Here is a 21489-nt window from a genome sequence, read left to right as displayed (position 1 = left end):
GCAGCGATCTCAACCATAGCGGTTCCCCAAGGCAATTGGCGAACCGTCACGCCAACGCGCAGCACGTGGGTCAATCCGTATCGGTTCGGCGGCGGAGATCCGCTGCGTAGCGGAGGCCGCGTGCGGATCAGCGGGCCAGGCCGTCCGCCAGCGGGCGACGATGCAACGGCAAACCGGCCGCGACGATGCCGGCATCGGGATGCTCCAGCGGCAATACCGCCAGAGACAGGTTGCCGGCACTGGCGATGATGGTGCCGATGCCGCGGCCGTCGTCGGTCACCTCGGTGGCGGCGGGCAGCGGCGTTGCGCTTTCGAACAGGCCAAGGCCGCGCTTGGCCTGGCCCAGGAAGTGCGTGCGGGCAACGATTTCCTGGCCCGGGTAGCAGCCCTTGCTGACGCTGAAGGCGCGCAGCCGTTCCAGCGACAGCTGCTGCGGCGTCCACTGGCCGGCCTGCGATTCGGGCAGGCGGGGCAAGCCATGCGCAAGATCGAATGCATCCCAGCGTTCGCGCGCGGCGTCGTCGTCGACGGCGGTGGTCCGACGGATCTGCAGGCGGCGCGGTGCTTCGTCGCTGCCCATGTCGAGTTCGATGTCATCGGCGGCGGACGCCGCCAGTGCGGAACCGCGCGCGAGTACCGGCGGCTGGAAGCTACCGATCACCTGCAAGTCCAGCGGCGCGAGTTTCAGCTTGCTCCGGAACACATAGCGCTGCAGTTGCGCGGCCAGCTCGGTCGGCTCCGCATCCGCCAGCAGCAGCCACAGCGTTTCCGCGTCCAGCCGCAGCAGTGCGAACAGCGCCACCACTCGGCCCTTGGCGGTCAGCCACCCGTTCCATTGCCAGTGCCCATCGGCCAGCGCAGCCACGTCATTCATGAGCTGCGCCTGCGCGAATGCGATTGCATCGCGTCCGCATATGGACAGCAGGCGATGGCCGGGCAGTCGGAATTCGTGGTCTGGTGCGGGTTGCGGCTTGTCGTGCATCGGTTGCGAGGCGTAAACTGAGCGGGTTGTGAACGTGTCGATCATAGGCCAATCCAGTCCCGCACCCGAGTCCGCGCCTGCACAGGCCGCGCCCGGAACGCCCGCGCCGCAACCGGTTCCGGACGTTCCGCCCGCCGCCGAAGAGCATGGCGGGCGCGGGGGTCTGGATCCCACCCGTTACGGGGATTGGGAAAAGAACGGCCGCTGCATCGACTTCTGATCCACCGCCACGCGGCGCAAGCCGCCCAGCCCGGAGAAAGCACAGCTCATGGCTGCTCCTGAACCTCGCATCCGCGAACGTCCACTGTCACCGCACCTGCAGGTCTATCGCTGGCAGATGCAGATGATGACGTCGATCATCCACCGCGCCACCGGCACCGCTCTTTCCGTCGGTGCGCTGGCGCTGGTCTATGGGCTGCTGGCGCTGGCCGGTGGGCCCGCCCGCTGGAACGCTTTCGCCACCTGCCTCGGTTCGCCGCTGGGCAAGCTGCTGATGTTCGGCTTCAGCTGGGCGCTGGCCTACCACCTCATCAACGGCATCCGCCACCTGCTGCAGGACGGCGGGTTGGGCTTCGCGATCCCGGATTTCATCCGCAGCAGCTGGATCTCGATCATCGGCAGCGTGGTGTTCACCGTGCTCGCCTGGGGCATCGTGCTGACGCGTTGGGGGCAGGCATGAACGGAAACGCGAAGGATCTGCGCACGCCGCTGAAGCGCGCCCGCGGCTTGGGTTCGGCGAAGGACGGTACCCATCATTTCATCTGGCAGCGCATCACCGCGCTTGCCACCGGCCTGAGCGGGCTGTGGCTGCTGGGCATGGTGCTTTCGCTGCGCACCGCCGACTACGCGGTGGTGCATGCGCTGGTGGCCGACGCGGTCAACGCCACGGTGCTGGTGGCCTTCCTGCTGGGGATGTTCTGGCACGCCAAGCTCGGCCTGCAGGTCATCATCGAAGACTACGTGCACACGCCGCTGACTGGCGCTGTTGCCCAACTTGCCGTCCTTTTCATCTGCGCACTGGCGGCCATCGCCAGCGTGCTTGCGGTGCTGCGCATCGCGCTCGGGAGCTGACCTGCGATGTCCGCCTACAAGATTCAGGAACACAAGTTCGACATGATCGTGGTCGGGGCCGGCGGCGCCGGCCTGCGGGCCACCTTCGGCTTGGCCCAGAAGGGCCTGCAGACCGCCTGCATCAGCAAGGTCTTTCCGACCCGCAGCCACACCGTGGCGGCGCAGGGCGGCATTTCCGCCGCGCTGGGCAACATGGGCGAGGACGACTGGCGCTTCCATTTCTACGACACCATCAAGGGGTCGGACTGGCTGGGCGACCAGGACGCGATCGAATACATGTGCAAGGAGGCTCCGGCCGCGATCATCGAGCTGGAGCACTACGGCGTGCCGTTCTCGCGCACCGAGGAAGGCAAGATCTACCAGCGCCCGTTCGGCGGCATGACCACGCACTACGGCAAGGGCACCGCGCAGCGCACCTGCGCCGCCGCCGACCGCACCGGCCACGCCATCCTGCACACCCTGTACCAGCAGGCGCTGGCGCATGACGCGCGCTTCTTCATCGAATACTTCGCCCTCGACCTGATCATGGACGAGGAGGGCGCCTGCCGCGGCGTGCTGGCGCTGGACATGAGCGACGGCACCCTGCACCTGTTCCGCGCCCAGGGTGTGGTGCTGGCCACCGGCGGCTATGGCCGCGCGTATTTCTCCGCGACCTCGGCGCATACCTGCACCGGCGACGGCGGCGGCATGGCCCTGCGCGCCGGGCTGGGCCTGCAGGACATGGAGTTCGTGCAGTTCCACCCCACCGGCATCTACGGTGCCGGCTGCCTGATCACCGAGGGCGTGCGCGGCGAAGGCGGCATCCTGCGCAACAGCAACGGCGAGCGCTTCATGGAGCGCTATGCGCCGAACGCCAAGGACCTGGCCTCGCGCGACGTGGTGTCGCGCTCGATGACCATCGAGATCCGCGAAGGCCGCGGCGTGGGCGAGCACAAGGATCACATCTTCCTCGACCTCACCCACCTCAACCCGGCCGACATCCACGAGAAGCTGCCGGGCATCGCCGAGAGCGCGCGCATCTTCGCCGGCGTGGACGTCGAGAAGCAGCCGATCCCGGTGATCCCGACCGTGCACTACAACATGGGCGGCATCCCCACCAACTACCACGGCGAAGTGGTGCAGCTGAAGGACGGCAACCCCGATTCCGTGGTGCCGGGCCTGTACGCCATCGGCGAAGCCGCCTGCGTGTCGGTGCACGGCGCCAACCGCCTGGGCTCGAATTCGCTGCTCGACCTGGTGGTGTTCGGCCGCGCGGTGGCCAACCGCTGCAGTGAGACGATCAAGCCGGGCGCACCGCACAAGGAACTGGCCGGCGATGCCTGCGACCGCTCGCTGGCCAACCTCGACAAGCTGCGCAACGCCCACGGCGACACGCCGACGGCGGAGATCCGCAACAACATGCAGCGCGCGATGCAGCGCGATGCCGCGGTGTTCCGCACCGGCGAAACCCTGGCCGAGGGCGTCAAGGCGATCAGCGACATCCACGCCAGCTTCGCCGACGTCAAGGTGGCCGACCGTTCGCTGGTCTGGAACTCGGACCTGGTGGAAACGCTGGAGCTGCAGAACCTGCTGGGCCAGGCGCTGGTGACCATTGTTTCCGCCGAAAACCGCAAGGAATCCCGCGGCGCGCACGCCCGCGAGGACTTCCCGGATCGCGACGACGACAGCTGGCACAAGCACACCATCTGCTGGGCCGACGCCGCCGGCAACACCCGCATCGACTACCGGCCGGTGCACATGTACACGCTCAGCAGCGACGTCGAAGTGGTGCCGCCGAAAAAGCGGGTCTACTGAACCTGTAGGGGCGGCTGCGGCCGCGACCGGAAGCAAACAGAGCGTCGCGCCCAAGGCGCGCCTACAACGCAGGAATCCAGCAAATGGCCGAATTCAACCTCCCGAAGAACTCCAGGATCCAGAAGGGCAAGCACTTCCCGGCGCAGGGCGCCAAGAAGCCGCGCACCTTCAAGATCTACCGCTGGAACCCCGACGACGGCCTCAATCCGCGCACCGACACCTACGAGGTGGACATGGCGGCGTGCGGGCCGATGGTGCTGGACGCGCTGATCAAGATCAAGAACGAGATCGACCCCACGCTGACCTTCCGCCGCTCCTGCCGCGAAGGCATCTGCGGTTCCTGCGCGATGAACATCGACGGCACCAACACGCTGGCCTGCATCTGCGCCAGCGACAGCGTGAAGGGCGGCGAAGTGGCGATCTACCCGCTGCCGCACATGCCGGTGGTCAAGGACCTGGTGCCCGACCTCACCCACTTCTACGCCCAGCACGCCAGCATCCGTCCGTGGCTGCGCACCCAGACGCCGGCGCCGACCGACCGCGAGCGCCTGCAGAGCAAGGAAGACCGCGCCAAGCTCGATGGCCTGTACGAGTGCATCCTGTGCGCCTGCTGCAGCACCGCCTGTCCCAGCTATTGGTGGAACGGCGACCGCTACCTCGGCCCGGCGATCCTGCTGCAGGCTTACCGCTGGATCGTGGACAGTCGCGACGAAGACACCGGCGCCCGCCTCGACGAGCTGGAAGATCCGTTCAAACTGTATCGCTGCCACACCATCATGAACTGCACGCGAACCTGCCCGAAGGGCTTGAACCCGGCCAAGGCGATCGCCGAGATCAAGAAGCTGATGCTGGCCCGCAAGATCTGATGGAAGGACGGATTCCCGCTGCGGCGGGATGATGCCGCGCGCATGGACAGCCTCGACGACGAGACCGAACTGAGGAAGCTGCGCTGGCGCTGCCGGCGCGGCATGCGCGAACTCGACCAGCTGCTGGAACGCTGGCTGGATCGTGCATGGCGGCAAAGTCCGACCGCCGAACGCGAGGTTTTCCTGCGCCTGCTGGACAGCGAAGACGACAGACTCTGGCGCTGGTTCCTTGGCCATGAGGTGCCCGGCGATGTCGAAATCGCGGCGCTTGTCGAACGCATCCGCGCCCTGCCGGTTTGACTGGCTTCCCTCGCGCTGGCTGACCGCCGCGCTGCTTGCCCTGGCGCTGCTGGCGCCGTTCTCGCTGCTTGCTTCCGACCTGCCGCCCATCGTGGCCTGGCCGCTGACGCTGCTGGCCGGCGCTTGGGGCATCCGCGAGGTGCGCCGGCATGTCCTGCAGCCGCCACGCGCGCTGGTGATTCCGGGAGGTTTGGGCGAAGCCCGCTGCGATGAAATGCCCATGGCCTCGCTGCGCGTGCGTTGGCGCGGCCCCCTGGGGTTCCTGTGCTGGCGCGATCCCGACGGGCGCACCCGGCGTCTGGTGTTCTGGCCGGACATGCTGCCGGCCGCGGCCCGGCGTGAACTGAAGCTGGCGATGCAGCAGCGCGAGGCTGCCGGCGGCGGCGCATCGATGGCAGGATAGGCGGTCACTGGAAAGGGCCTTCGATGTTCAAACCCATCCCCGTCGCCATCGGCCTGCGCTACCTGCGCGCGAAACGCCGCAACGGCTTCATCTCGTTCATTTCGCTCGCTTCGATCCTCGGCATCGCACTGGGTGTCACCGCGCTGATCACCACGCTGGCGGTGATGAGCGGGTTCCAGAAGGAAATCCGCGACCGCATGCTGGGCATGGCCGCGCACGCCACCGTCAGCGGGTACGGTGAACCGCTGCAGGATTGGCGGCGCGCGGTGCAGGTGGCCATGAACGATGCGCGCGTGGTCGGCGCGGCGCCCTATGTCGAGAAGGAGGCGCTGATTTCCGGCGCCAACAACCAGCCGGCGATGCTGCGCGCGGTCGATCCGGCGCAGGAAGGAAAGGTCTCGGAACTGCCAGCCAAGATGGTGCAGGGCAGGATCGCGGACCTTGCGCCCGGCAGCTTCAACATCGTGCTGGGCAAGGAGTTGGCGATCTGGCTGGGCGTGGGCGTGGGCGACGATGTCATCGTCACCCTGGCCGAGTTCCGCAGCACCCCGGTCGGCGGCGTGCAGACCATGAAGCGCTTCAAGGTCAGCGGCATCTTCGAGGCCGGCTACAACGAATTCGACAAGGGCCTGGCGGTGGTCAACCTGTCGGATCTGCAGCGGGTGCTGCGAATGGGCGATGGCGTCACCGGCGTGCGCCTGAAGCTGCACGACATGGACCGCGCCTTCGAAGTGGCCCGCGATCTGGCGCTGCAGCTCAAGGGGCCGTACCGGGTCAGCGACTGGACCCAGGACAACGCCAACCTGTTCCGCGCGCTGAAGATGGAGAAGACGGTGATGGCGATCCTGCTGTCGCTGATCGTGGCGATGGGCGCATTCAACCTGGTGTCCTCGCAGGTGATGCTGGTGACCGACAAGCAGGCCGACATCGCCATCCTGCGCACGCTGGGGCTGACCCCCGGCCAGGTCATGCGCACCTTCATGGTGCAGGGCGGGTTGATCGGTTTCATTGGCACCGTGGCCGGCGTGATCGGCGGCGTCACCCTGACCCTCAACCTCAACCGCATCCTGCAGGGCATCGAACAGTTGTTCGGCGTGCAGCTGCTGCCCGAGGACGTGTACTACATCACCGGATTGCCCACCGACATGCAGACCGGCGACGTGGTTGCGATTGTTTGCGCGGCGCTGCTGATGGCCTTCCTTGCCACCCTGTATCCCGCCTGGCGCGCCTCGCGCACGGCCCCGGCGGAGGCGCTGCGCTATGAATGAGCCGATGCAGGACGTCATCCGCGCCGAAGGCCTGGGCAAGACCTACGCCGAGGGCAAGCTGCACACGCCGGTGTTCGACGGGCTGGACTTCGTCGTGCAGGCTGGCGAAACCGTGGCCATCCTCGGCGCGTCCGGTGCCGGCAAGAGCACCCTGCTGCACCTGCTGGGCGGGCTGGATGTTCCCAGCGCCGGCGAGGTGTACGTGGCCGGCCAGAAAATGAGCGCGCTGTCCGATGCCGCTCGCGGCCGCCTGCGCAACCGCGCCCTGGGCTTCGTCTACCAGTTCCATCATCTGCTGCCGGAGTTCACCGCGCTGGAGAACGTGATGATGCCGGTGCTGCTGGCCGGGGGTACCACCGGCGAAGCGCAGCAGCGCGCGCAGGCGCTGCTGGAGTCGGTGGGGCTGGGGCATCGGCTGGCGCACAAGCCCGGCGAGCTGTCCGGCGGCGAACGCCAGCGCGCCGCGGTGGCGCGTGCACTGGTCAACAATCCGGCCTGCGTGCTGGGCGACGAGCCGACCGGCAACCTCGACGAGAAGACCGCCGCGATCGTGTTCGAGCAGATGCTGGAGCTCAACCGCGCGCAGGCCACCAGCCTGGTGCTGGTGACCCACGATCGTCGCCTGGCGCGCCGGCTGGACCGAGTGCTGGAGCTGCGCGCCGGGCGGCTGCACGCGTTGGCGGCAGCCGAGGTCTGAGCATCGGGTAAAACCCCCACCCCGGCGCGCGGTCAGCACCGACTGCCGCGCGACGTGCCGCCAGCGAAGCTGCGGGCATGGTGGCCATTCTTCGATTTCCGCGAGCGCATCCGGCAATGGCGGTTTTCCGGGGTGCCGGACCGCTGGCGTTTCCGCTGTTCGGTCCCGCCTGCGCAGCCGCGCTGCTGGCTGGCGTCACCGCTTGCCTGCTACTGCCGGCGCTACCGCCACGCTGGCTATTGGGGCTGCTGCTGGTGGCGGCGATCCCGTTGCTGCGCGCCCCGCGTTTGCGCCCAATCGGCATGCTGTTGGCCGGGCTGGCGTTTGCCGGCTGGCAGGCCGGTGCCGTGCTGGACGCGCAGTTGCCGCGTGCCCTGCAGGGCACAGTGCTGACAGTCGAGGGCCGCATCGTCGAGCTGCCCGTGCACGAGCCGCGTCGGACCCGCTTCCGCTTCGTCGTCGATGACGTGGCGACCCAGCCCGTCGCCCTGCGTGGCCGCACCCTGCAGCTGGCCTGGTACGGCGAGGAGCTGCAGCCGCGCCAGCGCCTGCAGGCGGGCAGCCGTTGGCGGTTCCCGCTGCGCCTGCGCGCGCCGCGCGGACTGCGCAACCCGGGTGGGGGCGACGCGGAGAAGTTCGCGCTGGCGGCGCGGTTGGCTGCTACCGGCTTCGTGCTGGAGCCGACGCTGGCCATCCGGCTGGCGGCGCCGACCGGCATCGATGCCTGGCGCGAAGCCATGAGCGCGCAAATCGCCGCGGCGGTGCCCGGCGCGTCTTCGCGCTACGTGCGCGCGCTGGCGCTGGGCGATACCCGCGCGCTGGACGATGCCGACTGGGCGCGGCTGCGCGCCGCAGGCCTGACCCACCTGATCGCGATTTCAGGGTTTCACGTCGGGCTGGTGGCCGGGTTCTGCGCGCTGTGCGCGGCGGCGCTGTGGTGGCTGTGGCCGCCGTTGGCGCGGTGGCTGCCGCGTCCGTTCGCCGCCGGCGCCGGCGCGCTGCTGGGCGCGTTCGGCTACGCGCTGCTGACCGGCATGGCGGTGCCGACCCTGCGTACCGCGGTGATGATCGCTGCGCTGGTGGCCGCGCGCTTGCTGCGGCGCCGGCTGCGCCTGGTCGACACGCTGGCGCTGGGCTGCGTCGTCCTGCTCTTGCTCGATCCGCTGGCGGTGCTGGGGGCGGGCTTCTGGCTGAGCTTTGCCGGCGTGGCCTGGCTGCTGTGGTGCCTGCCGGACGCCGGCGGCAAGGGGCCGCGTGCGCTCGCGGGTGGCTTCCTCGCCGCGCAGGCGGTGGCCAGCCTCGGGCTGCTGCCGCTGACCGTGCTGCTGTTCGGGCAGGCGTCTTTTGCCGGGCCCATCGCCAATCTGGCCGCGGTGCCGTGGTGGAGCCTGGTGGTGGTGCCGCTGGCGCTGCTGGGCGTGCTCGCCGAAACCCTGCATGCCGGCCTCGGGCAGTGGAGCTGGCAGGCGGCGGCCTGGTGCTTCGACCTGCTGTGGCCGCTGCTGGCGCGCATCGCCGACAGCCCGCTGGCGATGGCCTGGCTGCCGGCGCCGCGCTGGTACGCGCTGCCGCTGGCGCTGCTGTCGGCTTTCTGGCTGCTGCTGCCGCGCGGGCTGCCGGGCCGTTGGCTGGCGCTGCTGCTGTGGCTGCCGCTGCTGTATCCGCCGCGCGAACTGCCGGCGCCGGGCGAGGTGGAGCTGACGGTGATCGACGTGGGGCAGGGGCTGTCGGTGCTGGTGCGCACCGCCCGCCACAGCCTGCTGTACGACATGGGCCCGGCGATTCCGGATGGCTTCGATGCCGGCGAACGCGCGGTGATCCCGGCGCTGCATGCGCTGGGCGTCAGGCGGCTGGATCTGGCCGTGGTCAGTCACGGCGACAACGACCACGCTGGGGGCCTGCAGGCGGTGGCGGCGGCGTTCCCGATGCCGCTGGTGCTGGCGCCCCGCGGCAGCCCGGTGGCCGGCAATCGCGCCTGCCGGGCCGGCTTGACCTGGAAATGGGATGGCGTGCGCTTCCGCGTCCTGCATCCGGGCAGCACGTTTCCGTATCTGGGCAACGAGGCCGCCTGCGTGCTGCGCATCGAGAGCGCCCATGGCAGCGCGCTGCTGGCCGGCGACATCGGCCACTACGTCGAGCGCAAACTGCTGGCGGAAGCGCCAACGTGGCTGCGCAGCGATGTGGTGCTGGTGCCGCACCACGGCAGCGACGGTTCCTCCGATCCCGGCTTCGTGGCGGCTACCGGGGCGAAGCTGGCGTTGGTATCGTCCGGTGCCGACAACCGCTTCCGCCATCCGCGTCCGCCGGTGGTGCGGCGCTGGTGCGACGCTGGCGCGGAGGTGCTGGACAGTGCACGTTCGGGCGCGATCCGGGTCTGGCTGGGCCGCGACGGCCTGCGCCTGCGCGAGCAGCGCAGTTTCCATCCGCGGCCGTGGGACGCAGTGCGCAGGCGCGGGGAAACGGCTGGGCTATGCTACGCGCCGGAGTTTTCGCGGCCATGACGGCCGGAAGGATGATGCGTGCTGGAACTCGTCAAGGCCGGTGGCTGGCCGATGATCCCGCTGCTGCTGTTGACCGTGGCGGCGCTGGCCATCATCGTCGAACGATTCTGGAGCCTGCGCCGCGAGCGCGTGCTGCCGCCTGGCCTCGGCGATGAGGTGCGCGCCTGGGTGGCGCGCGGCAAGCCGCTGGAGCCGGCGCATATCGAGTCGCTGCGCGCCACCGCGCCGTTGGGCGCGCTGCTGGCGGCCGAGCTGGACGTGCGCCACCGTGGCCGCGAGGTGATCCGCGAGCGGGTGGAGGACGTCGGCCGCCACCTGGTCCACCGCATGGAACGCTTCCTCAATGCGCTTGGCACCATCGCCGCCGCCGGCCCGCTGCTGGGCCTGTTCGGCACCGTGGTCGGCATGATCGAAATGTTCCTTGGCATCCTCGACCATGGCCTGGGCGATGCCGGCCAGCTTGCCGGCGGCATCGGCAAGGCGCTGATCTGCACCGCCACCGGCATGGTGGTGGCGATCCCGGCGCTGGCTTTCCATCGCTATTTCCGCGGCCGCATCGCCGGCTACATCGTCGACATGGAGCACGAGGCGATGCGCCTGCAGGACGTACTGGACGAAGCCCCTGCCGCCAGTCACGGCCGTCAGGACTGAGGCCCCGATGCGGATCGCCGACCGTCGCGACGACGACATCCCCGAGATCAACCTGGTGCCGCTGATCGACGTGGTGCTGTGCCTGCTGATCTTCTTCGTCGTCACCACCACCTTCGATGCGCGCTCGGTGCTCAGGCTCGAGTTGCCGCGCGCCGACGGCCAGCCGGCCGAAGCCCAGGCGCACCCGCTGGGCATCCTGATCAATGCCGATGGGCGCTATTTCGTCGGCGACCGCGAAGTGCTGCGCACCGACGTTGAATCGCTGAAGCAGGCGCTGCGCGACGTGGCCGGCGACGACCGCCAGCGCGTGGTGCTGATCCGCGCCGATGCGCGCACGCCCTGGCAGGCGGTGGTGACGGCCTACGAGGCGCTGGCCCAGCTCGGCTTCCGCAAGGTCGCCAACGCCACCACCCCGGCCGCCGCCGGCGCGACGGGCAAGGGCAAGGGCGCATGAGCGACACCGCCTCCCCGTGGGCGATCTACCGGCGCCTGCGCGGCCTGGCCACGCCTTATCGCGGGGTGCTGTTGGTGGCGCTGTTCGGGCTGGTGCTGGAAGGCGTTGCCGCCGGCGCGTTCGGCCTGCTGACCAAACCCATGGTTGACGAGACCTTCGTCGCCCGTAACCAGGACTACGGCCTGCTGCTGCCGCTGGCCATCATCGGCATCTTCGTCGTGCGCGGGGTGGCCGGCTACGCCACCGACCTGTACATGGCCAAGGCTGCGCGCGGCATCGCCCGCGACATGCGGGTGAACGCGCTGGACAAGTACCTGCGCCTGCCGGGCCTGCGCTTCGACGCCGAGCCAGTGCCATCGATGCTGGTGCGGCTGGGTTCCGACAGCGACCAGGTGGCGCAGGCGGTGGTCGATTCCGCCAAGGTCATGCTGCAGCAGTCGTTGCAGGTGGTGGCGATGCTGGCGGTGATGCTCTACGCCAGCTGGCGGGTGACGCTTGCGGTGCTGCTGCTGGGCCCGCTGATCGCGTGGATGATGGACAAGGTGGGCCGGCGCTATCGCCGCTTCGGCCACCGCGTGCAGGAAACCTCGGCGCAGATGATGCTGGCTGCCGACCAGGCGCTGTCCAACCAGCAGGAAGTGAAGGTCTACGGCGCCCGTGCGGCCGAGCTGCAGCGCTATGCCGAACTGGCCAACCACAACCTGCGCCTGAGCCTGAAGGTCGAGGCCACCCGCAGCATTTCCTCGGCGGTGGTGCAGCTCACCGGCGCCGTCGGCCTGGCCGTGCTGCTGTTCTTCGCTGGCCGCGAGGCGCTGGAAGGCCGGCTGACCGCCGGCGGCTTCGTGCAGCTGATGATCGCGATGCTGGCGATCATCCCTGCGCTCAAGCAGCTGACCAACGTGCAGGGCATGCTCCAGCGCGGCGTCGCTTCCGCCGAGCGGCTGTTCTCGGTGCTGGATGCCGACGACGAGATCGATGCCGGCACCCGCCCGCTGACTCGCGCGCGCGGGCTGATCGAGTTCCGCGACGTCCGCCTGGTCTATCCGGACCAGCCGCGGCCGGCGCTGGACGGCGTCAGCTTCACCGCGCGCCCCGGCACGGTGACCGCCATCGTCGGCCGTTCCGGCGGCGGCAAGTCCACCCTGGTCAAGCTGATCCCGCGTTTCTACGAACCGGATGGCGGGCAGGTTCTGCTCGATGGCCATCCGCTGGCCGACTACCCACTGGCCGACCTGCGCCGGCAGCTGGCGATGGTGGGCCAGCAGGTGATGCTGTTCGACGGCACGGTTGCCGCCAACGTCGCCTACGGCGAGCTGGGCGGCGCGCCGGAGCAGGGTGTGGCGCAGGCGCTGCGCGACGCCAACGCGATGGAATTCGTGGAGCGCCTGGCTGACGGCACGCAGGCGCAGATCGGGGTCAAGGGCGGCAAGCTGTCCGGCGGCCAGCGCCAGCGCCTGGCCATCGCCCGGGCGATGCTGAAGGATGCGCCGATCCTCATCCTCGACGAGGCTACAGCCGCGCTCGACAACGCGTCCGAACGGCTGGTGCAGGAAGCGCTGGCGCAGCTGATCCCGGATCGCACTACCCTGGTCATTGCCCATCGCCTGTCCACCGTCGAGCACGCCGACCAGATCCTGGTGCTGGACGAAGGCCGGCTGGTGGAGCAGGGCACCCATGCGCAGCTACTGGCGCAGGGCGGCGTGTATGCGCAGCTGCATGCCGCGCAGTTCCGGGAGGGCGCGGCTTGAGCCGTCCGCGGTTGCCGCAGACGCCCGCGTGGTGGTTCGACGGCAGCACCCCGCCGCTGTGGGCGCGCGCGGTCGCGCCGCTGTATGCCGGCGCGGTGGCGCTGCGCTGGCTGGCGTATCGCCGCGGGCTGTTGCGGCCCCGGCAGGCCGGCGTGCCGGTGGTGGTGGTGGGCAACCTGATTGCAGGCGGCAGCGGCAAGACGCCGCTGGTGCTGGCCGTGGTCGAGCGGCTGCGCGCGGCGGGCTGGACCCCCGGCGTGGCCAGCCGCGGCTACGGGCGGGAAGATGCGGCGACCCCGCGCTGGGTCGAGGCGGGCATGGATGCATCGCTGTGCGGCGACGAGCCGCTGCTGATTTCGCATGCCAGCGGCGCGAAGGTGCGGGTGGATCGCGACCGCGCCGCCGCGGCCGTTGCCCTTGCCGCCGCCGGCTGCGACATCGTGGTTTGCGACGACGGCCTGCAGCATTACCGGCTGGCGCGCGACGTCGAGATCGAGGTGCAGGACGCGCGCCGCCGCTACGGCAACGGCCTGCTGCTGCCGGCCGGCCCGCTGCGCGAACCGCTGGAGCGCGCGGCCGATTGCGCGCTGCGCGTGCTCAATCTGGGCGTGGCCGCAGACGATGCCGCGGCGGCCTGCGCCGGCGAATGGCCGATGCGTCTCGGCATCGGTGAACTGCGACCGCTTGTCGGTGGCCGCGGCCTGCCGCTGGCGGCGTTTGCCGGCCAGCGCGTGCATGCGGTGGCCGGGATCGGCGAGCCCGAGCGCTTCTTCTCGATGCTGCGCGATGCCGGCATCGGCGTGGTGCCGCATGCCTTCCCCGACCACCACGTCTACACGCCCGCGGACTTCGAGTTCGGCAGCCAGCTGCCGGTGCTGATGACCGAAAAAGACGCGGTGAAGTGCATGGCGTTCGCCCAGCCCGGCTGGCATGCGGTGCCGGTGGCGGCGCAGCTGCCGGAGGCGTTCTGGCAGGCGCTGTTGGAACGTCTGCCGCAGCCGCTGCCGTAATGCTCTACACCCGGAATGCGATTCCGTTTGATGGTCGTCGGCCTGCCGGGGTGTGCTTCGAGCAGGCCATGGATGGCCTGCGGCCGCGCATCGTAGCCGGACGCGAAGCCTGAGCGGCGAGGCCCCCCCGGCAGTCCGGCGACCGGCGATAATCCAATCCATGCAAATTCCCGATTTCATCGTCGCCATCCCCGCCCGCTACGCCGCCTCCCGCCTGCCGGGCAAGCCGCTGCAGCCGATTGGCGGCGAACCCATGGTGCTGCACGTCGCCCGTCGCGCGCTGGCCGCGGGTGCGCGCGAGGTGTGGGTGGCCACAGATGACGTCCGCATCGCCGATGCGCTGCAGGACAGCGGCGTGCGGATCGCGATGACTTCGGCCGCGCACGCATCCGGTACCGACCGGCTGGCCGAATGCGCCGGCATCGCAGGCTGGGCCGATGACGCCATCGTGGTGAATTTGCAGGGCGATGAGCCCTTCGCGCCGGCCGACGGCATCACCTGCGTCGCGCGCGCGGTCGCCGACAGCGGCGCCGGCATCGCCACCCTGGCCACGCCGATCGACGCGGTGGATACCCTGCTGGATCCGAACGCGGTCAAGGTGGTGCGCGCTGCCAACGACGATGCGCTGTACTTCAGCCGCGCACCGGTGCCGTGGCCGCGCGATGCCTTCGCCCGCGACCGCAGCGCGATGCCGGCGGGCCAGTGGCTGCGCCATATCGGCATCTACGGCTACCGCGTCTCCGCGCTGCGCGCGTTCGCGGCGCTGCCGCCGGGCCGGCTGGAACAACTCGAAGCGCTGGAGCAGCTGCGCGCGCTGGAAGCCGGCTGGCGCATCGCCGTCGCGCTGGCGCCGTCGCCGTTCCCGCCGGGCGTGGACACGCCGGAAGATCTGGCGCGCGCAAATAACATCTTCAAGCAACAGAGTTCAGGAATCGATCATGGCTAGAGCCACCGGCATCCTCATGGTGTGCCTCGGCAACATCTGCCGCTCGCCCACCGCCGAAGGCGTGCTGCGCCTGCGGCTGGAAGAGGCGGGCCTGTCGGCGCGCGCGCGGGTGGATTCCGCGGCCACCGGCAGCTCGCACATCGGCCACCCGCCGGACGAGCGCGCCATCGCCTGCGCGGCGAAGCACGGGGTGGACATCGCTGCGTTGCGCGCGCGCCGGCTGTCGCTGGAGGACTTCGATGAGTTCGACACCATCCTCTGCGCCGACCGCACGATCCTGCACGATGCGCGCATGCGCAAGCCGCGCACCTCGCATGCGCAGGTGGAGCTGCTGCTGGAATGGAGCGGTGTAGGCAAGAAGGATGTGCCCGACCCCTACTACGGCAATGCGCGCGATTTCGAGCAGGCGTTCAAGCTGGTCGATGCCGCCGCGCAGGGCATCGTGGAGCGGGTGCGCCAGGGCCGGTTTTGAGCCGATGGGCAAGCGCAGGTCGCCAGTACCGGAATTCGACGGCCGCGAATTCGCCGCCGCGCAGCCGCTGGCGCCCGGCGTCTACCGCATGTTCGACGCCGACGGCGGCCTGCTCTACGTCGGCAAGGCGCGCGCCCTGCGCAACCGCGTCGGCAGCTATTTCAACGCCACCCCGAAGCCGACCCGCATCATGGCGATGCTGGCGCAGGTGGCGCGCATCGAAACCACCGTCACCCGCAGCGAAGCCGATGCGCTTCTGCTGGAAAACCAGCTGATCAAATCGCTGCAGCCGCGCTACAACGTGATGCTGCGCGACGACAAGAGCTATCCCTTCGTCCTGCTCACGAGGGAGCAATGGCCGCGGCTGGCCTTCCATCGCGGCCCGCGCGCGATCCCGGGGCGCTATTTCGGCCCGTATCCCAGCGCCGCGTCGGTGCGCGAGACGCTCAACCTGATGCACAAGCTGTTCCGCCTGCGCAGTTGCGAGGACAGCGTGTTCCGCAACCGCAGCCGGCCCTGCCTGCAGTACCAGATCGGCCGCTGCAGCGCGCCCTGCGTGGGACTGGTGGATGAGCGCGACTACGCCGATTCGGTGCGTCGCGCCACGCTCTTTCTCGAAGGCCGCAGCCGGGAATTGGGCGACGAACTGGGCGCGGCGATGCAGGCCGCCAGCGATGCGCTGGAGTTCGAGCAGGCCGCGCGCCTGCGCGACCTGATCGCCACCATCCGCAAGCTGCAGGCCCGCCAGTACGTGGACGGCCGCAGCGCCGATCTCGACGTGCTGGGCGTGGCCATGCAGGGCGCCGCCGCCTGTGTGCTGCTGCTGGCGTTCCGCGACGGTCGCAACCTCGGCACCCGCGCGTTCTTCCCGAAGACCAACGGCGAGGACAGCGCCGCCGAGGTGCTGGCTGCGTTCGTCTCGCAGTACTACGCCGAACAGCCGCCGCCTGCCGAGATCGTGCTGGACGGCGACATCCCGGAGCGCGAGCTGATCGAGCGGGCGCTGTCGGAACATGCCGGCCGCAGGGTCGAGTTGCGTACCAGCGTGCGCGGCGAGCGCGCGGCGCACCTGGAGCTGGTCCGCCGCAACGCCCAGCTGACGCTGGCAACCGAGCTGGCCAGCAGCAGCGCACAGCAGGCGCGTGCGCTGGCGCTGCAGGAACTGCTGGATCTGCCGGCGCTGCCGGCGCGGATCGAATGCTTCGACATCAGCCACACCATGGGCGAGGCGACGGTGGCCTCGTGCGTGGTGTTCGACGCGCAGGGTCCGGTGCGCAAGCAGTACCGCCGCTACAACATTGCCGGCATCGAACCCGGCGATGACTACGCGGCGATGCACCAGGCCCTGCAGCGCCGCTTCCGTTCCGCTGCCGAAGGCGAGCCGGACGCGGTCCTGCCGGATGTGCTGCTGATCGACGGCGGCGCCGGGCAGGTGGCGCAGGCGCGCGACGTGCTGACCGATGCCGGCATCACCGGCGTCGCGCTGGTCGGCGTGGCCAAGGGCCCGGAGCGCAGGCCCGGTGCGGAAACCCTGCTGCTGGCGGGCGGCCGCGAAGTGCAGCCGGGCGCGGCCTCGCCCGCGCTGCAGCTGGTGCAACAGGTGCGCGACGAGGCCCACCGCTTCGCCATCACCGGCCACCGCGGCAAGCGTCAGAAGGCGCGCAGCAGCAGCCGGCTGGAGGACATCGCCGGCATCGGCCCACGCCGCCGCGCGGCGCTGCTGAAGCACTTCGGCGGCCTGCAGGGGCTCAAGGCAGCGCCGGTGGACGAACTGGCGAAGGTCGAAGGCATCAATCGCGCGCTGGCCCAGCGCCTGTGGGACAGCCTGCATGGCCTGGCCACGGATGCCGCCACGGGCGAGGGTGGCAAGTAGAATGCGCGCATGACCCTGACCATTCCGACCTGGCTGACGCTGGCGCGCATCGCCCTGATCCCGGTGCTGGTGGCGATCTACTACCTAGATTACCGCTGGTCCAACGTGGCGGCGACCGTGGTTTTCGTGGCGGCGGCGGCAACGGACTGGCTGGACGGCTGGATCGCGCGCCGCTATCGGCAGTTCTCGAAGTTCGGCGCCTTCCTTGATCCTGTCGCCGACAAGCTGATGGTGTCCACCGCGCTGGTCATCACCGTGCAGCACCACCACACCGTGTGGATGGCGTTGTGGGCCAGCGTCATCATCGGCCGCGAGATCGCGGTGTCGGCGCTGCGCGAGTGGATGGCCGAACTTGGCTTGCGCGCCAAGGTGGCGGTGGCGATGGTCGGCAAGATCAAGACCACCGTGCAGATGATCGCGCTGGGCTTCCTGCTGTACCGCGAGCCGCTGCTCGGCATCCCGGTGTTCGTGATCGGCGAATGGCTGCTCGCGCTGGCCGCGATCCTGACCTTGTGGTCGGGTTTCGAATACCTGCGCGCGGCTTGGCCGGCGCTGCGCGCGGACGATGAAAAAAGTTTGTGAGAGGGTGTTGACGCACTGAAAAAAGCCCGTAGAATGGCGGGCTCAACGCGGGAATAGCTCAGTTGGTAGAGCACGACCTTGCCAAGGTCGGGGTCGCGAGTTCGAGTCTCGTTTCCCGCTCCAGTTTCAAGAAGCCCCGTTCGCGGGGCTTCGTTTTTTCCGGGACATGTCCCGGTGTGCTTCCGGGTTTTCAGGCATCGCAAGCGGTCGCGCGATGTGGAAGAATCCGAAGCGCGAAAAGTCATCCGGCCGGGTGGCAGAGTGGTTATGCAGCGGACTGCAAATCCGCGTACGCCGGTTCAATTCCGACCTCGGCCTCCAAACATGAAACCCCGCTTCGGCGGGGTTTTTTGTTGTCTGGAGTAACGGGTCCATCGCGGTGGTCGTGGCATCGCGAAATCCCTGATCGCGTTGGAGGATCACGATTGGACGATGCGCGGGCCGCTCCTGCATCGGGCCAGATCGAGCGCACGCGCGCGGCGCGGCGGCTACCATGCAGTTCCCCATACGTCGGAACTGCCCATGACCCTCTCGATGCACGCCGCCTCCGTTCCCGTGTTCCAGCAGATGCTCGCTGCATTGGCGGGCGTCCTGTCCAAGGCAGAGGCGCACGCGGTTGATGGCAAGATCGAACCGGCCGCGCTGCTGCAAGCGCGCCTGTTCCCGGACATGTTCCCGCTGGCGCGGCAGGTGCAGATCGCATGTGACTTCGCCGCCAGCGTGTCGGCGCGGCTTGCGGGCGCAGAGGTGCCGGCTTACGAGGGTGGCGATGCGACATTCGCAGACCTGCAGCGGCGGATCGAAGCAACGCTGGCCTTCATCGGCGGCCTGGACGTGGCGGCCTTCGAGGGCAGTGGGGCGCGCGAGCTGTTGTTGCGCCCGGGCACCCCCAAAGAACGCCGCATCGGTGGCCAGGCCTACCTGCTGGCTTACGGGCTGCCGCAGTTCTTCTTCCATGTGACCACCGCGTACGACCTGCTGCGCCACAACGGCGTGGCAATCGGCAAGAAGGACTACATGGGCGCGTACTGACATGGACGCCAGCGATTCCCCGTTGTTGCTCAGTGCCGCCGAAGCGCGGGTGCTGGGCTGCCTGATCGAGAAGGAAGCGACCACGCCGGATGTGTATCCGTTGACCATCGCGGCGGCGCAGGGCGCGGCCAACCAGAAAACCGCGCGCGAGCCGGTGATGGCGCTGGAGGCGGGTGCGGTGAACCACGCGCTGCGCCAGCTGGAGGCCAAAGGCTTGGCCAAGCAGGTGTTTTCCTCGCGGGCGGAACGTTACGAACATCGCACTGCGCTGCATTTCAGCCTGTCGCCGCCGCAAGTGGTGTTGCTGGGCTTGCTGCTGCTGCGCGGCCCGCAGACCTCAGGTGAATTGCTGGCGCGCAGCGAACGCCTGCATGCTTTTACCGAGGCCGAAGATGTGCGCCACCAGCTGGAACGGCTGACCCTGCGTCAGCTGGTGGTGCAGCTGCCGCGCGGTGCGGGCCAGCGCGAGGATCGGTATGCACACCTGCTGTGCGGGCCGGTGGACGTGGAAACCGTTGCCGCGCGCCAGGTCAGGCCCGCTGCCGACCCCGCGACGTCAACGCTGGCGGCACGCGTCCTGGCGCTGGAAGCCGAGATGGCTGCGCTGCGCGAACAGGTCGAGCGGCTGGCAAGGGGTGTCGGCGCCAGGGAATGAGGCGCCCGCGGGCGCATCGGCTGACAAGTGTTTGCGTTAGGCTGGCTTTCGGCGCGGTGTGCCGGAACCCGCGTCCCTTCGAGTTGGCCCTGGTGGCGGCGATCTACGTGGCCACGCAAGGCGCGAAGCTGTTCAACGTCCAGTCCGCCCGATGCCGACACTGCTGTTGCACATGTCGGCAGCCGCGATCTCATGGGTGGCGATCGTCATGGCATGGCCTCGCCTGATCTGATCAACGGTGCCAGCGGTGCAAGCCCGCGCGCGTGCGCTTGCTACGGCGTGCCCACGCCGCCGCAACGCTCACCTTGTCCCTTTTCTAGTACGTGCGGCACTGCTTGAAGCGCACCGGCTTGCTGCTGCCGGCCGGTGGCTGCAGCTGCACGCGCGAGGCCGCCAGTTCCGGGTAGCGCTCGAGCAGCGGGCACAGGTCGGTGGTGGGGTCGACGTCTTCCGCGGACAGATACACCAGCAGGGTGGATTGGGTCGACCACAGCGCGCGATCGACGCCGAACAGCGTGGTGATGGCGTTGGCGGCTTCGCGCCTGCGCGCTTCCAGCGCGGCCGGTTCGGTGGGGACCACGCTGACCGGCGTCGGCTGCGGCGTGGTTGCGGCGGTGTGCGCGATGGCGTGCGCCGGCGCGTCGATCTGCGGCGCGGCATCTCCGCCGACGGGCTGCATGCCCTGCGCCAGCATCCAGGCCAGGCCGCCGATCACCGCGGCGCCGCCCCAGGCCAGCCCGATCAGCCTGGTTGCGGTGGCATTTGAAGGCACGGCTTCGGCGGGTGCGGTCCCGCCGCTGACGTAGGGCCGCACTTCCGGCCACAGGCTTGGTCCGTCGATCAGTTCGATGTTTTGCTGGCGGGCGATGCGGGCGGCTTCTTCTTCGAAACGGCCCGGCGTGACCACGATGACTTCACCGGTGCCGCGCAGGGTGGCGGACTTGGCCAACCCCAGCAGCGCCTGCGCGCCGACCACCGCCCCGCTGCCGTACTTGCAGGACAGCAGGGTGCGAACGCCCTCGCGCTCCAGCACGATGTCGCTGCCATCGGTGGGGATGCCGTCGGCGGGCAGGCCTTCTTCCGTCGCGACCCGATAGCCGCGCGCACGCATCACCTGCAGCACCAGCTTGGCGAAGTCGCGCCAGCGCAGCTTGCTCAGTTCGTCGGCGCTGCGCTCCGTGGATGCGGGCGCCGGTCGCGCGGCCTGATTGCGGCGCAACCAGGCAGTGAGTCCGAGGCCGGACAGGGCGAAGACGATCAGGGCGATCAGGGTAGGCATCATGCGGTTCGTACAGCGGAGGACGTGGGCGGCGCCACTATACCCACTGGAACGTGGAACGCAGGTGTGGACAGGACACGCCCGGCCGTTTTCAGAGGGCCGGACGTGCCGATGCAGTTGGGCGGGGTGGCCGTAAGCGCTGGTCGCGAACGCGTGGCCGGCGGCCCGAGGACCCGGCCAGCGCAGGGGGATCAGGCGTTGCCGGTGTCGCTGCTGGCGGCGGCGGGTGCGGGCGCCTTGGCCGGCTTGCGAGCCTTGGCGACCTTGCTGGTCTTCTTCGTGGCGGGTTTGGCGGCGGGCTTGGCGACCTTGCCCGCGGCCTTGGCCGGCTTGCGGGCGGCCGGCTTGGTCTTGGCGACAGGCTTGGCCGGCTTGCGCGCCGGCATGCTGCCGCCGGACTTGCGCAGCGCATCGGTCAGGCGCTCCACCCGATCGGTCAGGGCGTTGAGGTCATCGCGGCCGGGCACGCCCAGCTTCACCAGCGCGCGCTGCACGCGCTCCTCAAACACTTTTTCCAGCTTGTCCCAGGTGTCGGCGGCGCGTTCGCGGGCCTGATCGACGTGACCTTCCATTGCGTCGCGAACCACGGTGGCGCGGTGGCCGGCGAACTTGCGCGCGGTCTGCTCCAGCGACAGGCCGTCACGCACCAGGGTTTCGAACAGCTTGCTGCCCTCGGACTGCGCGCGGTTGAACGCACCCATCCCGGCCAGCCAGATCTGCTGCGCCGATTCGGTGATCGACTTCGGGTTGATGCTGGCGCGCGGCTTGCCGGTGCCTGCCTTGCTGGTGCCGGCCTTGCGGGTGGTGCTGCGTGCGGTCTTTGCGGCGGACTTCTTGAGCTTGGCCATGGCGTACTCCCCGCGTCGTGGCGACGCATGCGTGATAAGGATTGCAGCGCAGGATCG

At 69.4% G+C, this 21489-nt stretch carries 23 protein-coding genes and 2 tRNA genes; 22 read left to right on the top strand and 3 right to left on the bottom strand.

The features are described 5' to 3' along the window. Positions 1-127: 127 nt before the first annotated feature. A complete protein-coding gene (gene ygfZ, locus G582_RS0100275; RefSeq protein WP_028838115.1) occupies positions 128-982 on the bottom strand; it encodes a CAF17-like 4Fe-4S cluster assembly/insertion protein YgfZ in 855 nt (284 codons plus the stop codon). A 28-nt stretch (positions 983-1010) separates the two neighbouring features. On the opposite strand from ygfZ, the gene G582_RS17345 reads away from it, so the two are divergent. The 22 genes from G582_RS17345 (at position 1011) to G582_RS0100170 (ending at position 19305) form a co-directional block, all read left to right on the top strand. Then, a complete protein-coding gene (locus G582_RS17345; protein ID WP_343122278.1) occupies positions 1011-1202 on the top strand; it encodes a DUF1674 domain-containing protein in 192 nt (63 codons plus the stop codon). Between the two features lie 48 nt (positions 1203-1250). Next, positions 1251-1661 carry a succinate dehydrogenase, cytochrome b556 subunit gene (sdhC, locus tag G582_RS0100270; RefSeq protein ID WP_028838114.1) on the top strand — a complete coding sequence of 137 codons (411 nt, stop codon included), beginning with the start codon at positions 1251-1253 and terminating at the stop codon, positions 1659-1661. Beyond that, positions 1658-2053 carry a succinate dehydrogenase, hydrophobic membrane anchor protein gene (sdhD, locus tag G582_RS0100265; RefSeq protein ID WP_028838113.1) on the top strand — a complete coding sequence of 132 codons (396 nt, stop codon included), beginning with the start codon at positions 1658-1660 and terminating at the stop codon, positions 2051-2053. The genes sdhC and sdhD overlap by 4 nt, the downstream gene beginning before the upstream one ends. A 6-nt stretch (positions 2054-2059) precedes the next feature. After that, positions 2060-3847 (top strand): succinate dehydrogenase flavoprotein subunit, encoded by a 1788-nt coding sequence (gene sdhA, locus G582_RS0100260; protein WP_028838112.1) that lies wholly within the window; start codon positions 2060-2062, stop codon positions 3845-3847. An 83-nt stretch (positions 3848-3930) separates the two neighbouring features. Beyond that, positions 3931-4713 carry a succinate dehydrogenase iron-sulfur subunit gene (locus G582_RS0100255; protein WP_028838111.1) on the top strand — a complete coding sequence of 261 codons (783 nt, stop codon included), beginning with the start codon at positions 3931-3933 and terminating at the stop codon, positions 4711-4713. Between the two features lie 42 nt (positions 4714-4755). After that, positions 4756-5013, top strand: a complete 258-nt coding sequence (locus tag G582_RS0100250) for an FAD assembly factor SdhE (protein ID WP_028838110.1) — start codon at positions 4756-4758, stop codon at positions 5011-5013. After that, positions 4982-5416 (top strand): hypothetical protein, encoded by a 435-nt coding sequence (locus G582_RS0100245; RefSeq protein WP_248642627.1) that lies wholly within the window; start codon positions 4982-4984, stop codon positions 5414-5416. Before G582_RS0100250 ends, G582_RS0100245 begins: the two co-directional genes overlap by 32 nt. Positions 5417-5439: 23 nt before the next feature. Further along, positions 5440-6684: a lipoprotein-releasing ABC transporter permease subunit gene (locus G582_RS0100240; RefSeq protein ID WP_028838108.1), complete on the top strand. Its 1245-nt coding sequence runs from the start codon at positions 5440-5442 to the stop codon at positions 6682-6684. Beyond that, complete coding sequence (lolD, locus tag G582_RS0100235) at positions 6677-7381, top strand: lipoprotein-releasing ABC transporter ATP-binding protein LolD (RefSeq protein WP_028838107.1); 705 nt, start codon at positions 6677-6679, stop codon at positions 7379-7381. Before G582_RS0100240 ends, lolD begins: the two co-directional genes overlap by 8 nt. 116 nt (positions 7382-7497) lie before the next feature. Continuing rightward, on the top strand, positions 7498-9882 hold the full coding sequence (locus tag G582_RS0100230; protein WP_051246352.1) for a DNA internalization-related competence protein ComEC/Rec2: 2385 nt from the start codon (positions 7498-7500) through the stop codon (positions 9880-9882). Between the two features lie 18 nt (positions 9883-9900). Then, positions 9901-10533: a MotA/TolQ/ExbB proton channel family protein gene (locus G582_RS18280; protein WP_028838105.1), complete on the top strand. Its 633-nt coding sequence runs from the start codon at positions 9901-9903 to the stop codon at positions 10531-10533. Between the two features lie 7 nt (positions 10534-10540). Further along, entirely contained in the window at positions 10541-10987 is a 447-nt protein-coding gene (locus tag G582_RS0100220) for an ExbD/TolR family protein (RefSeq protein WP_028838104.1), read from the top strand. Then, positions 10984-12735, top strand: a complete 1752-nt coding sequence (msbA, locus tag G582_RS0100215) for a lipid A export permease/ATP-binding protein MsbA (protein ID WP_028838103.1) — start codon at positions 10984-10986, stop codon at positions 12733-12735. The genes G582_RS0100220 and msbA overlap by 4 nt, the downstream gene beginning before the upstream one ends. Next, the gene (gene lpxK / locus G582_RS0100210; RefSeq protein ID WP_028838102.1) at positions 12732-13745 is read left to right on the top strand and encodes a tetraacyldisaccharide 4'-kinase; all 1014 of its coding nucleotides are present in this window, start codon (positions 12732-12734) and stop codon (positions 13743-13745) included. Before msbA ends, lpxK begins: the two co-directional genes overlap by 4 nt. Positions 13746-13911: 166 nt before the next feature. Beyond that, entirely contained in the window at positions 13912-14691 is a 780-nt protein-coding gene (gene kdsB, locus G582_RS0100205) for a 3-deoxy-manno-octulosonate cytidylyltransferase (protein ID WP_028838101.1), read from the top strand. After that, positions 14684-15163 (top strand): low molecular weight protein-tyrosine-phosphatase, encoded by a 480-nt coding sequence (locus G582_RS0100200; RefSeq protein WP_028838100.1) that lies wholly within the window; start codon positions 14684-14686, stop codon positions 15161-15163. The genes kdsB and G582_RS0100200 overlap by 8 nt, the downstream gene beginning before the upstream one ends. Before the next feature lie 4 nt (positions 15164-15167). Further along, on the top strand, positions 15168-17036 hold the full coding sequence (gene uvrC, locus G582_RS0100195; protein ID WP_028838099.1) for an excinuclease ABC subunit UvrC: 1869 nt from the start codon (positions 15168-15170) through the stop codon (positions 17034-17036). 9 nt (positions 17037-17045) lie between these two features. After that, on the top strand, positions 17046-17618 hold the full coding sequence (gene pgsA / locus G582_RS0100190) for a CDP-diacylglycerol--glycerol-3-phosphate 3-phosphatidyltransferase (RefSeq protein WP_028838098.1): 573 nt from the start codon (positions 17046-17048) through the stop codon (positions 17616-17618). A gap of 47 nt (positions 17619-17665) precedes the next feature. Beyond that, positions 17666-17741: transfer RNA gene (locus G582_RS0100185), tRNA-Gly, on the top strand. Between the two features lie 124 nt (positions 17742-17865). Continuing rightward, positions 17866-17939: transfer RNA gene (locus tag G582_RS0100180), tRNA-Cys, on the top strand. Between the two features lie 201 nt (positions 17940-18140). After that, on the top strand, positions 18141-18650 hold the full coding sequence (locus tag G582_RS0100175) for a DUF1993 domain-containing protein (RefSeq protein ID WP_028838097.1): 510 nt from the start codon (positions 18141-18143) through the stop codon (positions 18648-18650). 1 nt (position 18651) lies between these two features. Then, positions 18652-19305 (top strand): YceH family protein, encoded by a 654-nt coding sequence (locus tag G582_RS0100170; protein ID WP_028838096.1) that lies wholly within the window; start codon positions 18652-18654, stop codon positions 19303-19305. Between the two features lie 316 nt (positions 19306-19621). On the opposite strand, the gene G582_RS0100165 is transcribed toward G582_RS0100170, so the two are convergent. Next, positions 19622-20587 (bottom strand): restriction endonuclease, encoded by a 966-nt coding sequence (locus G582_RS0100165; RefSeq protein WP_028838095.1) that lies wholly within the window; start codon positions 20585-20587, stop codon positions 19622-19624. 188 nt (positions 20588-20775) lie between these two features. After that, complete coding sequence (locus tag G582_RS0100160) at positions 20776-21432, bottom strand: phasin family protein (protein WP_028838094.1); 657 nt, start codon at positions 21430-21432, stop codon at positions 20776-20778. Positions 21433-21489 lie beyond the last annotated feature (57 nt).

Source organism: Thermomonas fusca DSM 15424 (assembly GCF_000423885.1).
GTDB lineage: Bacteria > Pseudomonadota > Gammaproteobacteria > Xanthomonadales > Xanthomonadaceae > Thermomonas > Thermomonas fusca.
The sequence above is the reverse complement of the archived record's forward strand: the minus strand, read 5'-3'. Positions and strand labels throughout refer to the sequence as shown.

What these genes read in the sequence shown, in the direction of transcription:
- G582_RS0100240 (WP_028838108.1), top strand. Translation starts at nt 5,440, where the DNA reads ATGTTCAAACCCATCCCCGTCGCCATCGGCCTGCGCTACCTGCGCGCG.
- G582_RS0100170 (WP_028838096.1), top strand. Translation starts at nt 18,652, where the DNA reads ATGGACGCCAGCGATTCCCCGTTGTTGCTCAGTGCCGCCGAAGCGCGG.
- G582_RS0100250 (WP_028838110.1), top strand. Translation starts at nt 4,756, where the DNA reads ATGGACAGCCTCGACGACGAGACCGAACTGAGGAAGCTGCGCTGGCGC.
- uvrC (WP_028838099.1), top strand. Translation starts at nt 15,168, where the DNA reads ATGGGCAAGCGCAGGTCGCCAGTACCGGAATTCGACGGCCGCGAATTC.
- ygfZ (WP_028838115.1), bottom strand. Translation starts at nt 982, where the DNA reads ATGCACGACAAGCCGCAACCCGCACCAGACCACGAATTCCGACTGCCC.
- G582_RS0100230 (WP_051246352.1), top strand. Translation starts at nt 7,498, where the DNA reads ATGGCGGTTTTCCGGGGTGCCGGACCGCTGGCGTTTCCGCTGTTCGGT.
- G582_RS0100160 (WP_028838094.1), bottom strand. Translation starts at nt 21,432, where the DNA reads ATGGCCAAGCTCAAGAAGTCCGCCGCAAAGACCGCACGCAGCACCACC.
- G582_RS0100255 (WP_028838111.1), top strand. Translation starts at nt 3,931, where the DNA reads ATGGCCGAATTCAACCTCCCGAAGAACTCCAGGATCCAGAAGGGCAAG.
- sdhD (WP_028838113.1), top strand. Translation starts at nt 1,658, where the DNA reads ATGAACGGAAACGCGAAGGATCTGCGCACGCCGCTGAAGCGCGCCCGC.
- pgsA (WP_028838098.1), top strand. Translation starts at nt 17,046, where the DNA reads ATGACCCTGACCATTCCGACCTGGCTGACGCTGGCGCGCATCGCCCTG.
- G582_RS0100220 (WP_028838104.1), top strand. Translation starts at nt 10,541, where the DNA reads ATGCGGATCGCCGACCGTCGCGACGACGACATCCCCGAGATCAACCTG.
- msbA (WP_028838103.1), top strand. Translation starts at nt 10,984, where the DNA reads ATGAGCGACACCGCCTCCCCGTGGGCGATCTACCGGCGCCTGCGCGGC.
- sdhC (WP_028838114.1), top strand. Translation starts at nt 1,251, where the DNA reads ATGGCTGCTCCTGAACCTCGCATCCGCGAACGTCCACTGTCACCGCAC.
- G582_RS0100175 (WP_028838097.1), top strand. Translation starts at nt 18,141, where the DNA reads ATGACCCTCTCGATGCACGCCGCCTCCGTTCCCGTGTTCCAGCAGATG.
- sdhA (WP_028838112.1), top strand. Translation starts at nt 2,060, where the DNA reads ATGTCCGCCTACAAGATTCAGGAACACAAGTTCGACATGATCGTGGTC.
- G582_RS0100165 (WP_028838095.1), bottom strand. Translation starts at nt 20,587, where the DNA reads ATGATGCCTACCCTGATCGCCCTGATCGTCTTCGCCCTGTCCGGCCTC.
- lolD (WP_028838107.1), top strand. Translation starts at nt 6,677, where the DNA reads ATGAATGAGCCGATGCAGGACGTCATCCGCGCCGAAGGCCTGGGCAAG.
- G582_RS0100200 (WP_028838100.1), top strand. Translation starts at nt 14,684, where the DNA reads ATGGCTAGAGCCACCGGCATCCTCATGGTGTGCCTCGGCAACATCTGC.